This is a genomic window from Desulfuromonas sp., assembly GCF_002868845.1.
Lineage (GTDB): Bacteria > Desulfobacterota > Desulfuromonadia > Desulfuromonadales > BM501 > BM501.
Map to the genome: position 1 here is coordinate 34,934 of NZ_PKUB01000003.1, position 12,674 is coordinate 47,607.

The following is a 12,674-nucleotide window of genomic DNA, read 5'->3' on the forward strand; positions in this document are numbered from 1 at the left end:
TTTCAACAAAGTAACAAGAGGGCCCTTGACGATCACCCCCGGTCGGTTAAGTTTTTAATAAGTTTTTATCCCAAGGAGGCCTGCGCTCTTGGAAACCCTTGTCCTGCTGCTGAAACAATTCATTCTCCCCCTGGTGACGACCGCCCTGGTGGTGGGAGGCCTCGCCGGGAGCCACATCCTTCTCGAGGCCCGGTTCAAGGACCGGCCGGAGAGGAACCTGCACCGGCAGCTCATCATGCTGGGCTTGACCCTGTTCGGCCTGCTCCTCATCGTGCTCAGCCTGCCCCTGGGCGAAACTCTGCGCGGCCAGGTGCTGAGCCTGATCGGCATCGTGCTGAGCGCCGCCCTCGCCCTCAGCTCCACCACCTTCCTGGGCAACGCCCTGGCGGGCATCATGCTGCGCACGGTGCGCAGCTTCCGCATGGGGGATTTCATCCGGGTCCAGGACCACTTCGGCCGGGTCTCCGGGCGCGGGCTCTTTCACGTGGAGATCCAGACCGAGAACCGCGACCTGACCACCCTGCCCAACCTCTTCCTCGCCACCCACCCGGTCAAGGTGACCCGCGCCTCGGGGACCATCGTGACCTCGGAGGTCTCCCTCGGCTACGACGTCCCCCGCCAGCAGGTGGAGGCCCTGCTGGTCGAGGCGGCCGGAGCGGCCGGGCTCGAAGAGCCCTTCGTCTACCTCACCAGGCTCGGGGACTTCTCGGTTGCCTACCGGGTCCACGGCCTTCTCCCGGAGGTCAAGCAGTTCCTTTCGGCCGGCTCGCGCCTCAACGCCATGCTCCTCGACACCCTCCACCGGGAAGGGATCGAAATCGTCTCCCCAAACTTCATGAACACCCGGGCGACGGGAGACAAGATGTTCATCCCGCCCCGACAGGAGGCATCCGAAGAGAAAGCTCCGGAGACGGATCCCGAGGCGATCATCTTCGACAAGGCCGAGCATGCCGAAACCCTGGAGGAGAAAAAAGAACAGATGAAGACCATCGAGGCAACCCTGGGAGAGCTCGAAAAATCCCTGGCCGGCGCGGCCGAGGGGGAACCGAGGGACAGGCTCCAGGAAAAGATCGGGCGCTGCACCGCGATCCGGGATCGGCTGAAATCACACCTCGAAGAGGCCTCCCGCCAGGCCGAGCGAAAAGAGTGACCCCGGGGCAGGGGATCCCCGCCGTCGAAAAGACCGCTCCGACTGCCCCGAGGCAGGCCTTATTGCAACGATAAATCGCGCTGTTATACTGGAAACAGAGACTGGTGAAACGCTTTAAGGGAGGTCCTTATGGCACACAAGATCCTGGTGGCGGTAGATGGTACGGACGAGTCCGAACGGGCCCTCGAATATGCAGCCAAAATGGCGCGCGAAATGGAGGACGCTCACCTGACCATCTTTTCCGTGGGAGAACCCGTCCCGAACGACTTCATCGAGCACGACAAGCTTCCCGAGGGTGAAACCGAGCGGGAACAATTGGAGAAATTGTGGGAGGGCTCGGACCGTTTCCATGCCGAGCATGAACAGGTCCGGGACAAGATGTTCAAGCGGATGGTCCGGCGGGCCGAAAAACTCGGAATGGAGCCCGACCACATCGATACAAAGTATGCGTCACGGGAAGTGAGCATTCCGGCGGAGATCGTCAACGAGGCGGAAGAGGGCGCCTACGAGGCCATCTGCCTCGGCAAGCACGCGCACACCGGCCTGAAGGAGCTCTTCCACGGCAGCATCACCGACCGGGTCAAGCGGCAGGCCAAGGACTGCGCCGTATGGGTCGTCGAGTAGGACTTCCCGGCAGGGACGCATAGCCGCCCCGGCCCCTCCGAAGGGAGAGCGGCCCTGTTCTGTCCGGGCAGGCGATGGCCCGCCTCCCGCGTATCCCAAAAAAGATGGGGGGACGCCTCTCGTGGGCAGTCCCCCCATCTTTTCTTTCTTCGCAATCCCTGCATGTCACATCGTTAGTTAAAGGGTCCCTTGGCCTTCTCCTCTTCCGTGGTCGCAGGCTGTGGCTGGCGAAGGATGCGCTCGAGGCTGGCGAGGGAGTCCCCTCCCTGCTCCACGTACTGGCGCATCGCCTCGAGGCGGCGGCGGATCTCCTCCTCGGCCTGCTTGCGCAAGGCGGCGGCGGCGGCCTCCAAATCGCCCCTCTCGTCGGCCTTCTCGTCCTCTCCCCGGCCCTGAAGGTCCGACTTGCGGCGCAGGTCCTGATACTCTCCGAACTGCTGGAAGTGGGAGGGACCGAAGAACATGATCTCCGGGACAAGGCTGGAGAAGCTCTGCACCCCGCGGATGTCGCGCCCCTCGATACGGTAAGCCTCGAGCAGTTCCGGCTCCAGGTCCTGGTAGTTCTGCAGGGGCATGAACATGCGCGACAGGTACTGAAGGACCTTTTCGGTCTTCTTCCGATGCCCGCCGATAATGACCGAAGCCCCCACCTCCCCCTTCTGCGCGCCCTTGGTCCAGGGGGCCCCGGTGATGCCGAAGTCGTTGAGCACCGGAAGGCAGAGCAGCACCGAGAGGGTATTGATAGCCAGGGCGAAGCCGGCAGACGGCCCCCCCACGTTGTAGGAGGCCGAGAGCAGCTGGTGGTGCAGGGTATACCCCTCCAGGTAGCGGCCGACCAGGCGGAAGACGTTGATATCGGGCTGCAGCGACTGCAGATAGTTCTCCACCAGGGTCAGAGCCTCCTGGGCGCTCTGCTGAGTCATCTGCACCGCCAGGTCGAGTTCCGCCGCCCCGGGGGCTGAGGTGGAGACCGCCCCGGTGACAACGATCTTCTCCGGGTGGACCCGGTAGACGAGGGAAGAAGCGATGGGCAGCAGCACCCCGCTGGTGTCGTTGGCTCCGACTCCGACCACGAACCCCACCTGGGGCTCGCGGGACAGCTCGGTCTCAAGGAACTCGTCAAGCTGCTGCTTCCCCTTGCGGGTGGGGCTGCTGGCGATTTGCTGGCGGGCGCTATGGAGGTGCCAGGCCGTGATGGGGTGCTCGCCCTTGGCCCGCGCCCTGCCGAGCCTCTCGGCGACCGTGTCGAGGCAGGCCAGCAGGGCCTCCTCGCCCTGGCGGGCCCGGGCGGCCAGCTCTCCCTCTCCGGCGGTCCCCTCCAGGAGCCCCTGCAGGATCTTGTAGTTAAAGCGCACGAAACGGGCCCGATCCTCCTCCGGCTTGTCCACATCGTGCATCAGCTTGTCGAGGACCTCGATCTCGGTGGAGCGCTGAGAGCGCAGTTTCTCGGCGAAGGCGGTGAAGTCCGCCGGGGTCTCGCAGATCCCCCGCGCCTGGCGCAGCATCTCTTCGAAGGTAAGCCCCTCGTCCAGAGGGATCCCGACCAGTTCCTTGCGCATGATGCTCAAGGCGTCCTCGTCGCGCATGTGACCGATGACGTTGAGCACTTTCAGGCGCTTGGAGCGGATCAGGGCCGGGTCGAGAATATCGAGACGGTTGGTCGTCAGAACGGTGAAGACCCGGTTCAGGGTGGACTCGCCGTCGATAATGGAGAGGAACTTGTTGGTGACCTTGTCGTAGGGGCTGCCGCCCTGCTGAGAGCGGCGCGGCGCCACCGCGTCCCCCTCGTCGAAGAAGACCATGGCGGGCGAGAGCATCTTGGCGATGTCGTAGACCTTCTCCAGGTTCTCCACCATCCCCTCGACCGGCCGTACCGGGTCGGAGAGGTGGCCGAGGTGGACCGCCAGGTCCTGCACGTCCGTGTTGTCCCCGAGCCAGGAGCGCACCATGTAGGTCTTGCCCGAGCCCGGCGGGCCGGTGAGGACGACCCCCTTCTCCTCGCTGACGTGATAGTAAAGGGAGTTGTTGACCATCTCGGAGAACTCGTTCTTTATCCCGCCGATGTAGTCCTCCCAGCGGACGCCGCGGTCCATGTGCCCGACCACGTCCTTGAAGAGAGAGCCGTAGACGTTGCGCGCCACCTCCTTGAGGGCGTCGCGAACCAGGAGCTGGTCATCCAGATACCCGGGGCGGAAATCGCCCTTGATGGCAAGCAGAGAGTCGATGAGACGGCGAACGTAGGCGGGGAGAATGCGCAGGCTGAGCTCCCGGAAGATGGGATAGAGTCGCTCCACAGCAGCCTCGAGGGCGGTCTCGGAGACGACCAGCGGCCCGGTCCCCTCGCCGAAGGTGCAGTTGTTGCGCTTGAGCTCCATGCGCACCACCTCACGCAGGTTGGCCGGGTCCTTCCACAGGTCGCCGATGTCGATGACCAGGCCCCGCTCCACGAAGCGCTGGTAAATGGCCGGGTCGAACTGCTCCGGCTGATCGGTGGTGGCGATCAGCAGGCAATCACGCTTGCCCTGGGTGATCTCGTCGATGAGGATGTTGGCGGCGTCGACGAGGGTGCTCTGCTGCGCCTTGACGCTGCTCATCTGGTCGGGGCGGCCGAAGGCGGAATGGGCCTCCTCCAGGTGGCGGATGCAGGTGTTGCGCGGGTCGCCCATCGCCTTGCGCAGGTAGTTGCCCGGCTCGCCGGCCCAGGCGGTCTGGTAGTCGTTGGGAGTGATCATGGCGTGATCGACCCAAACACCTTCCTCCTCCAGGGAGGAGAGGGCCTGGCCGATCCGTTCCCGAAACAGGTACTTGACCCCGGGAAGCCTGGAAATAAGCCTCAGCCGTTCGATCTTGCGGCGGCGCTCCAGGCGCACCGCCAGCTCCGGGTCGACGTCCTCGAGCTTGTACCAGAAGGGCAGCCCGGCCATGACGTCGTCCTTCTTGGCCTGCAGGTCGATGAGGGGGCGCACCTCGGCGGCGAAGATCGCCCGCTCCACCGCCTCCTTTACGGTGGAGCTCTTGCCCCCGCCGGTCGGGCCGACCACCAGGACCAGGGGAGCCCGGGGGACGGTCGGGTCCTCTGTGTAGCCTTTGAGAATGTGGGCGTGGTAGAGCTTGCGGAAGATCTCGAGAAAGGATTCGGGGACGAAGATGTCCGAAGTCTGCTCGACCAGCAGGTAGAGCAGGTACTGGTAGTCGTGCCAGTCGAGTTCGCGGGAGAGGATCTTGTCCCAGGCCGCCCGGGCGTTGTGCGAGCCCGAGATCTCGAAGCGGCGCCGCCAGTCGCTGAGCAGCTCGGGGTCGCGCAGGATCGTGAAGCTGCGCTCGCCCGGCTTGAACAGGCGCTTCACCCAGCCGCGCAAAAAGGAAAGGGGGGTGCGGGTCGGGTCGTACTGGCGCAGCCGGCGCAAAACGAAGAGCTTGGTCTCGAAGCTCCAGCTCTCGGCCAGGGCCTCGATCTGCCTGATCCGCTTTTCCGAAAGGCGGATATAGACCGGCCGTCTAGTCTTTCGTGGTCGGGCCATAGGGCGGCTTCCGGTCTTTGCGGGCACCCGCGGTCGGAGCCGGCAGCGTCACGGGGGGCGCCGATCCCGTGGTGTTGAGCACGAAGGTGTTCTGCCCCTGCTGGTTCTTCTCGTAGGCGGTGGCCCACTTCTGCTGGTTGAGGAAATCGAAGAGGTAGCGGTCGCTGTCGGCGCTGAGGCCGAGGGAGCGGCGGAAATCGCTGATCGACTCGCTGTAGGCCGCGTAGAGCTTGCGGGTCCGGCTCGCCTCGAGGTCGGCGGCGTAGTTCTCCGCCTCGGCGATGAGTTCGCGGCGCTTCTTCTCCTCGCTGGCCGCGGCCAGGGTGTCGCCGAAGCGGGTGTCGCGCAACACGAATGAGACGACCTCGATGCCGTACTTCTCCTCCAGGGTCGGGCCCCCCGCGTTGATCGGGCGATCCTTGAGATCCGAGAAAATCTCCTCCTTAATCGTCTCGCGCCCGGAGATCAGCTCGTCGATGGTGCGGCTCTGCATGACGTCATTGACGATGCCGTCAAAGTCGTTCTGCAGAAGGCTCTGGGGGAGTTTGTTCTCGATCCCCCAGCGCTCCAGGTCCCTGATGCGGTAGGTGAGCATGGCGCTCGTCCAGAGGGCGACGTTCCCCTTGGAGATGATGCGCTGGGTCTCCGGCTGGCCCCCCAGATAAAGCTCCTGGTTCATCAGCGGCACCTCCAACTCCAGCCGGGTGAAGAAGGGTAGCCGCCCGTGCCAGCCGACGTCCTCCACCACCCGCCTCTCGCCGGAGAGGGTCTCGACGATCACCGCGTAGTTGCGGCGGACCTTGTAGATCGTCTTGGTGGCATAGACCAGAACCACCCCGTAATAAATCGCCCCCCCCACCAGGAGAGTGGAAAAGACCCGGCGCAGGAAAGTCTTGATTCTGGCCCGCTGCAGCAGTCGAAATCGTTGTTCCGGTTCCACAGGCACACCCCCGAGTTGACGTTGGAACAATTATAACATCTTTTTATTGGATAAAGCCGGTCGGACAGAAATCGCTTTTATCATTAAAAAGATCGTCCGGACACAGCCATTCCAGACATCTCCATGAAGCACTGCCCCCTGAAATATCAAACAGTGTTTATCTCTACCCGATTGAAACCCGCGCCACCCTGTGGTAACGTTCGAAAATCATTAAAAACGACCCACTCACCCGCAGACGCCGGAGGGACCCCATGGCCAGCACCGTCTATTTCGCCGACATGCGCGCGGGACACCGCGAGAACCTTTTCGACAAACTGGAACGCCTCCTCGAAGAGGCGGGCATCGACGGCATCGTCGACCGCGGCGACCTCGCCGCCCTCAAGGTCCACTTCGGCGAGAAGGGAGGACACGCCTTTGTGCGCCCCCCCTTCCTGCGCCGGATCGTCGAGGCGGTCAAAGCCCTCGGAGGCCGCCCCTTCCTCACCGACAGCTGCACCCTCTACCCCGGCGAGCGCAAGGAAGCGGTCTCGGCCCTTTCCTGCGGCATCGAGAACGGCTTCGCCTACGCCGTCGTCGGCGCCCCCCTGGTCATGGCCGACGGCCTGCGCGGCCAGTCGGCCCGCCGGGTGGAGATCGGCGGCGAATTCTTCCAGGACGTGAGCATCGGCCTGGAGATCCTCGAAGCCGATGCCCTGATCGCCGTCTCTCACTTCAAATGCCACGAGCTGACCGGCTTCGGCGGCGCTCTCAAGAACCTCGGCATGGGCTGTTCCAGCCGCGAGGGAAAGCTGGATATGCACTCCAACGTCGCCCCGGTCGTCGCGGAGAAGTTCTGCACCGCCTGCGCCGCCTGCCTCAAGGCCTGCGTCCACGACGCCATCGCCATGGTGGAGGGAATCGCAAAAATCGACCCCGACAAGTGCGCCGGCTGCGGCCGCTGCATCACCGTCTGCGAGGAGAAGGCGATCCAGATCCAGTGGAACGCCGAGGCGCCCCTGGTCATGAAGAAGATGGCCGAGTACGCCAAGGGGGCGGTGCACGGCAAGCAGGGCAAGACCCTCTACGTCAACTTCGTCACCCAGATCTCGCCGGCATGCGACTGCTACGGCCACTCGGACGCCCCGATCGTCGCCGACCAGGGGATCGCCGTCTCCACCGACCCGGTCGCCCTCGACCAGGCCTGCGCCGACCTCGTCAACGCCGCCCCGGGCCTGCCCGGCACCGTCCTCGGCGACCCGGCCGCCGCCGGGGCCGACAAGTTCCGCGCCGTCTACCCCCACATCGACTGGGAGGCCACCCTCGAGCAGGCCGAGAAGATCGGCCTCGGCAGCCGCCGGTACGAGCTGGTGAAACTGGAGCCGAAAAGCCCGAAGGGGTGGTAGCGGGGCGAACGCCCCGGCAAGAGCAGGCTGAAAGCGCCGCGCCCGGAGGGTTGCGGCGCTTTTTTTGAGTGCGGCAACGGGAAGGCCCCCCGGGGAGACGGGAGGCCGGCAGAAACGAGCAGGCTGAATCACCTGCTTTCGGTTTGCCCTTGAAGCCCCCGCCCTGCCCTGAGCCCCCGTCGGCTTTTACGGTTCATCAGGGCCCCGCGCTTCCGCGGAAAGGCCCCGGGGCGGCGTGCTTCAAGGACAAACACTTGGAGAGCACCCGTTAAACGCGAAACACCTCAGTGATGGCTCATCGACTCGATCGCCTCGTTGACCTGGGCGCGAAAGCTGTCGGAGGGGTGCACCACCACTTCACGACTGCCGACCGTCGCCTTATAGCGATCATCGCTTTCGTTGGCCTCGTAGATCTCCCGCAACCGATCGGAGAGCGACTGCAGTTGCCGGGGCTCAACCCCATGCTCATCGACCAGGGTTTTGAAGTTGATCACCCGATCCCCCTCGATCCAGGCGATGCCGAACTTTTTCGGGGGCTTGCCGATAAAGACGATGCCTCCATCTTCTCCCGGCACCACCTCCACAGGCTCATGCACCTTTTCGAAGAGGGCCTGGAGCTGGCCGCTGATTTTTTCCAAATGTCCCGCGACCGGGCCAGCCGGGTCCAGGTCCGGGTAATCCAGCTTATTGCCGAACATTTTGTTGAAAAATCCCATAAGATGGCTCCTTTCCTGCCGACGGGTTAATTATTTATAACAGTATTATAGTCTGCCGCTTTTTCAAGACCTGAGGGACACTGCATAGGACGGATGGGGGTCAAGAGCCCCTGCCCCCGGCAGGAGCGGGGAAACAGAGGATGCCTTGTCGTTTCGGGGAGACGTGTGCTATAAGAGTTCGTCCATGAAGTGACTCTTTGGAGGGACGATGGAATGAAGCAAAAGGCGCCGTGACCGATTGGGTTGTGGCGCCTTTTCTCTTGAACCCCAAAGAACAATTTGCCCAACCTGAACATTTGAGGTGATTCTTGACCGAAGAGAAGCAACCCGACCACCCCGAAGAGGGGGTGGAGGTCCCGTACGAGCAGATCAACCCGGACACGCTGCGGACCATGATCCAGGAATTCGTGACCAGGGACTGGTCGGACTTCGGGGACGACAGCTATACGATGGAGGGCAAGATCGCGCAGGTGCTTCAACAGTTGCGGGACAAAAAGGTCAAGGTCGTTTTCGACCTGAAGTCACAGACCGCCAATATCGTCGTTCGCCGCTGAACCGGGTCCCCACCGGCCCGAAGACGGAGACACCCCTCGGGGAGAAAACAGCCTCCCCACCAAACAGAAGAGGAGAACATATGTCCATGGAGATCACATTCCCCGGCGGCCTGGCCATCGAAGCCCACTTCGACGGCCTCACCCTGCGCACCGACCAGCCCGAAGCGGGCGGCGGCGAAGGCAGCGCCCCCTCCCCCTTCGACACCTTCCTCGCCTCCATCGGCACCTGCTCCGGTTTTTTCGCCCTGCGCTTCTGCCAGCAGCGCAAACTCTCCACCGACGGCCTGAAGATCACCCTCGACACCGCCAAGGGGAGCGGGGCGCGCAAGCTCGACCGCATCACCCTGACGATCCACCTGCCCGAGGGGTTCCCCGACAAGTACCGGGACGCCATCGTCAAGGCGACGGACATGTGCGCGGTGAAGAAGGTGATCCAGAATCCGCCCGATTTCGAGACGGTGGTGGTATAGGGACAGAGGTCTCGCCCCCTGACGGCAACGACTGGTGGGTGGGAGGCTTGGACCGAGTCGGCTCCAGGCATTTCAGGTAGACTGTATAAAAAAGGGAACTAGAGAGGCGTGTAGTCCTGCGGGCGAGGCACCTCGACCATTTCGCACTCCTGCTCCAGGGCCGCCAGCAGGGCCTCGGCGTCGGCCGAGCGGGAGGGGGGCCAGGCGATCTCCACGACCGCCTCGCGGGGTGCGAGGGTGCGCACGAAGGCGAGACCGTCGTAGCTCTCGAGGGTGAAGCGCAGGGTGGCGATCTGCTGCTTCGGCAGGCGGTAGCAGCGTTTTTCGAAGGGCGAGTCCATGGGGTTCCTTCCGGGGAGTGGAAGGGGCCATCGTAGCAGAGCCGGAGCGGGGGGACAATCCCCGGAATGGGACCGCCCCTTTATGCTTGACGTATCGGGTAAAAAAAGTTATTTTCCCTAAACAATTTTTAGCAGAATTTAAAATGATTATTGGCGTCCCCAAGGAAACCAAGACCCGCGAGTACCGGGTCGGCATGACCCCCGCCGGGGTGCGCGCCCTGGTGGAAGACGGCCACACCGTCCTGGTGGAGACCGGCGCCGGGGCCGGCAGCGGCATCGCCGATGCCGAGTACCAGAAGGCCGGGGTCCGGCTGATCGAGGAGCCGGAGGCCCTCTTCGCGCAAGGGGAGCTGATCGTCAAGGTCAAGGAGCCCCTGGAGAGGGAGCTGGAGCTGCTGCGCGAAGGCCAGCTCCTCTTCACCTACCTGCACCTCGCCCCGGCCCCCCGCCTCACCGCGGCCCTGCTGGAGCGAAAAGTCACCGGCATCGCCTACGAGACGGTGCAGCTGGACGACGGCAGCCTCCCCCTGCTCCACCCGATGAGCGAGGTGGCCGGCCGCATGGCGGTCCAGGTGGGGGCCCACTACCTGCAGAAGGAACAGGGGGGCAAGGGAGTCCTGCTCGGCGGGGCGCCGGGAGTGAAGCCCGCCCGGGTGGTGATCCTCGGGGCCGGCACCGTCGGCAGCAACGCGGTGCGCATCGCCGTCGGCATGGGCGCCGAGGTGACGGTGCTCGACATCGACCCGGGCCGCCTGGCCTTTCTGGACGACCACTACGGCAACCGGGTGCGGACCCTCATGTCCAACTCGCAGAACATCGAGGACGAGGTCATCCGGGCCGACCTGATCGTCGGCGCGGTGCTGGTGACCGGGGGGCGGGCCCCGCTCCTGGTCAGCCGGGAGCTGGTCGGGCGCATGAGCCCGGGGAGCGTCATCGTCGATGTCGCCGTCGACCAGGGCGGCTGCGTCGCGACCACCCGGGCCACCACCCACGACGACCCGGTCTACACCGTCGACGGGGTGCTCCACTACGGGGTGGCCAACATGCCGGGGGCGGTGAGCCGCACCAGCACCTACGCCCTGACCAACAGCACCCTGCCCTGCGTGCGCAAGATCGCCGGGCTGGGCCTGGCCGGGGCGACCCGCGCGGACGCTCCCCTGGCGCGAGGGGTCAACACCCACGCCGGGGTGCTGCGCAACGAATCGGTGGCCCGGGCCCTCGACCTGCCCTGGGAGCCCTACGGCCCCTGAAAGACGAACCAGAATTTCGCAGGTATTTCTTTTTCAGCCATCAAACCTCCTCCAAAGGCGGCTTTTCCCAGAAAAAGAAGTATTTTGCATCCCCCCGGGCTCCCACCCGGGGGTTTTTTTATCTTTTTTTTCGTGACATCGGCTGTGAATTTGACTTCATCATCAATAACGGGAATGGCAGTTCACCCCAAACCCAAAGCCTGTCTCACGCAAAGCCGCAAAGACGCCAAGGAGGGCATCAAGGCGAGTTTCAACGACTTTCTTTGCGCCCTTTGCGGACTTGAGTGAGCGCAAGCGAAGGGGCGTGAGGCCGATTCTGGTTTCAAACGCCGGGGATGTGGTGATCGAGCAGAAAGCGGGCGATGCTCCGCTTGGGGGGCAGGGACGGCAGGTCATCGACGGGAAACCAGCGGGCGTCCTCCAGTTCCTTCTCCTCCACCTGCACCTCGCCGCCGTCGTACTCGGCGACGAAGCCCGCCATGAGCTGGCTCGGGAAGGGCCAGCACTGGCTGCCGACGTAGCGGACGTCCCGGATCCGAATCCCCGTCTCCTCCAGCACCTCCCGCGCCGCCGCCTCCTCCAGGGACTCGCCGAACTCCAGGAACCCCGCCACGAGGCTGTAGCGCCCGGGCGGCCACTCGGCCTTGCGGGTGAGGAGGACCTCTCCGGGGCGTCGCACCAGGACGATGGCGCAGGGGTGGATGTGGGGGTAGTGGAGGGCGCCGCAGGGGAGGCAGCTCTTGCCCCACTCGCCGGCGATGGGCTCGAGGGCGCCGCCGCAGCGGGAGCAGAAGCGGCTGCCGCGCTCCCAGTGCAGGACCTGGCCGGCGACACCGCCGAGGGAGAGGAGATCGACCGGCAGGTCGGGCCGGGAAGCGAGGATGTCGCGGGCGACAAGGCCCGGCGGGAGGCCGGTCGCCCGGGACAGGGCCAGGGCGCGGCAGGGGCGGCCGTCCCAGGTGCCGAGGCGGACCGCCTTCGGCTCCAGGGCCCGGAGCTCCTCCGGCAGGAGGCCGAAGGAAAGTCCGGGGGGCTCTCCCTCGCGGACCAGCAATTCGGTGCCGCGCAGGATCGCCCAGACCCCCGCCTCGCCCCCGTCGGGGCCGGGAGGGAGCAGGCTCAGGCGTTCCTTCACGCACTCGCTGTTGAAGGGAAGGAAAAGGGGGGACGGGAAGGTCTCGGGGAGCACCGCTCTCAGCCCTCCCCGGACCCGGCATAAAGGAGGAGGGCCAGCTGGGTCTTGCCGTCGGGGATCTCACCGGCCCGCACCATGCGCAGCGCCTCCTCGAGGGGGAGGGTGAAGACCTCGATGTATTCGTCGGGCTCGGGGGCCCGGGGGACGGGGCTCAGATCCCGGGCCAGGTAGAGGTGGACCACCTCGTCGCAGAAGCCGACGGCGGTGAGCATCTACCCGAGCTTCTCCACCCTGGCGGCGCGGTAGCCGACCTCCTCCACGAGTTCGCGGCGCACGCAGGCCTCGGGAGACTCGTCCGGCTCGAGGCGGCCGGCGGGGATCTCCACGACCATGCCGCCTCCGGCGGGGCGAAACTGGCGGATCAGGACGACCTCGCCGTTCTCCAGCAGGGGCAGGACGGCGGCCCCGCCGGGATGGCGGACGATCTCGAAGTCGGCCTCGCGCCCGTCGGGCAGGCGGTGCCCCTCGATGGCGAGGGAGACGATCCGGCCGCTGAATATCTCCTCCTTCCTGACCTTCATGGCTGGGCCT

13 protein-coding genes are annotated in these 12,674 nt (G+C 64.9%); 6 read left to right on the forward strand and 7 right to left on the reverse strand.

The annotated features are described in order from the left end of the window. Positions 1 to 88: 88 nt before the first annotated feature. Both C0617_RS00640 and C0617_RS00645 read left to right on the forward strand, forming a co-directional pair. Positions 89 to 1,150 (forward strand): mechanosensitive ion channel family protein, encoded by a 1,062-nt coding sequence (locus C0617_RS00640; protein ID WP_291315088.1) that lies wholly within the window; start codon positions 89 to 91, stop codon positions 1,148 to 1,150. Positions 1,151 to 1,279: 129 nt separating this feature from the next. Beyond that, on the forward strand, positions 1,280 to 1,774 hold the full coding sequence (locus C0617_RS00645; RefSeq protein ID WP_291315089.1) for a universal stress protein: 495 nt from the start codon (positions 1,280 to 1,282) through the stop codon (positions 1,772 to 1,774). A 173-nt stretch (positions 1,775 to 1,947) separates the two neighbouring features. On the opposite strand, the gene C0617_RS00650 is transcribed toward C0617_RS00645, so the two are convergent. Both C0617_RS00650 and C0617_RS00655 read right to left on the reverse strand, forming a co-directional pair. Continuing rightward, positions 1,948 to 5,295 carry an AAA family ATPase gene (locus C0617_RS00650; protein ID WP_291315090.1) on the reverse strand — a complete coding sequence of 1,116 codons (3,348 nt, stop codon included), beginning with the start codon at positions 5,293 to 5,295 and terminating at the stop codon, positions 1,948 to 1,950. Continuing rightward, positions 5,273 to 6,235: an SPFH domain-containing protein gene (locus C0617_RS00655; RefSeq protein ID WP_291315091.1), complete on the reverse strand. Its 963-nt coding sequence runs from the start codon at positions 6,233 to 6,235 to the stop codon at positions 5,273 to 5,275. Before C0617_RS00655 ends, C0617_RS00650 begins: the two co-directional genes overlap by 23 nt. A gap of 251 nt (positions 6,236 to 6,486) precedes the next feature. On the opposite strand from C0617_RS00655, the gene C0617_RS00660 reads away from it, so the two are divergent. Beyond that, on the forward strand, positions 6,487 to 7,617 hold the full coding sequence (locus C0617_RS00660) for a DUF362 domain-containing protein (protein ID WP_291315092.1): 1,131 nt from the start codon (positions 6,487 to 6,489) through the stop codon (positions 7,615 to 7,617). 284 nt (positions 7,618 to 7,901) lie between these two features. Here the strand turns inward: C0617_RS00660 and C0617_RS00665 are convergent, their stop codons facing one another. Continuing rightward, entirely contained in the window at positions 7,902 to 8,333 is a 432-nt protein-coding gene (locus C0617_RS00665; RefSeq protein WP_291315093.1) for a hypothetical protein, read from the reverse strand. Between the two features lie 308 nt (positions 8,334 to 8,641). On the opposite strand from C0617_RS00665, the gene C0617_RS00670 reads away from it, so the two are divergent. Beyond that, a complete protein-coding gene (locus C0617_RS00670) occupies positions 8,642 to 8,887 on the forward strand; it encodes a YheU family protein (RefSeq protein WP_291315094.1) in 246 nt (81 codons plus the stop codon). 86 nt (positions 8,888 to 8,973) lie between these two features. Continuing rightward, entirely contained in the window at positions 8,974 to 9,357 is a 384-nt protein-coding gene (locus C0617_RS00675; RefSeq protein ID WP_291315095.1) for an OsmC family protein, read from the forward strand. Between the two features lie 98 nt (positions 9,358 to 9,455). On the opposite strand, the gene C0617_RS00680 is transcribed toward C0617_RS00675, so the two are convergent. Then, complete coding sequence (locus tag C0617_RS00680) at positions 9,456 to 9,698, reverse strand: DUF4911 domain-containing protein (protein ID WP_291315096.1); 243 nt, start codon at positions 9,696 to 9,698, stop codon at positions 9,456 to 9,458. A gap of 143 nt (positions 9,699 to 9,841) precedes the next feature. Here C0617_RS00680 and ald point away from each other — a divergent pair, with 143 nt between their 5' ends. After that, positions 9,842 to 10,948: an alanine dehydrogenase gene (gene ald, locus C0617_RS00685; protein WP_291315097.1), complete on the forward strand. Its 1,107-nt coding sequence runs from the start codon at positions 9,842 to 9,844 to the stop codon at positions 10,946 to 10,948. Positions 10,949 to 11,270: 322 nt separating this feature from the next. Here ald and nudC read toward each other — a convergent pair whose 3' ends face one another. From nudC to C0617_RS00700, 3 genes are read right to left on the reverse strand one after another with little or no spacing between them, the layout of a single operon-like run. Next, positions 11,271 to 12,137: an NAD(+) diphosphatase gene (gene nudC / locus C0617_RS00690; RefSeq protein ID WP_291315098.1), complete on the reverse strand. Its 867-nt coding sequence runs from the start codon at positions 12,135 to 12,137 to the stop codon at positions 11,271 to 11,273. A 5-nt stretch (positions 12,138 to 12,142) separates the two neighbouring features. Next, complete coding sequence (locus tag C0617_RS00695; protein ID WP_291315099.1) at positions 12,143 to 12,355, reverse strand: NUDIX hydrolase; 213 nt, start codon at positions 12,353 to 12,355, stop codon at positions 12,143 to 12,145. After that, a complete protein-coding gene (locus tag C0617_RS00700) occupies positions 12,356 to 12,664 on the reverse strand; it encodes an NUDIX hydrolase (RefSeq protein ID WP_291315100.1) in 309 nt (102 codons plus the stop codon). Positions 12,665 to 12,674: the final 10 nt, after the last annotated feature.

Coding starts and splice junctions, on each gene's coding strand:
- C0617_RS00650 (WP_291315090.1), bottom strand. CDS start 5,295: ATGGCCCGACCACGAAAGACTAGACGGCCGGTCTATATCCGCCTTTCG.
- C0617_RS00660 (WP_291315092.1), top strand. CDS start 6,487: ATGGCCAGCACCGTCTATTTCGCCGACATGCGCGCGGGACACCGCGAG.
- C0617_RS00675 (WP_291315095.1), top strand. CDS start 8,974: ATGGAGATCACATTCCCCGGCGGCCTGGCCATCGAAGCCCACTTCGAC.
- C0617_RS00680 (WP_291315096.1), bottom strand. CDS start 9,698: ATGGACTCGCCCTTCGAAAAACGCTGCTACCGCCTGCCGAAGCAGCAG.
- ald (WP_291315097.1), top strand. CDS start 9,842: ATGATTATTGGCGTCCCCAAGGAAACCAAGACCCGCGAGTACCGGGTC.
- C0617_RS00695 (WP_291315099.1), bottom strand. CDS start 12,355: ATGCTCACCGCCGTCGGCTTCTGCGACGAGGTGGTCCACCTCTACCTG.
- C0617_RS00700 (WP_291315100.1), bottom strand. CDS start 12,664: ATGAAGGTCAGGAAGGAGGAGATATTCAGCGGCCGGATCGTCTCCCTC.
- C0617_RS00645 (WP_291315089.1), top strand. CDS start 1,280: ATGGCACACAAGATCCTGGTGGCGGTAGATGGTACGGACGAGTCCGAA.
- C0617_RS00665 (WP_291315093.1), bottom strand. CDS start 8,333: ATGGGATTTTTCAACAAAATGTTCGGCAATAAGCTGGATTACCCGGAC.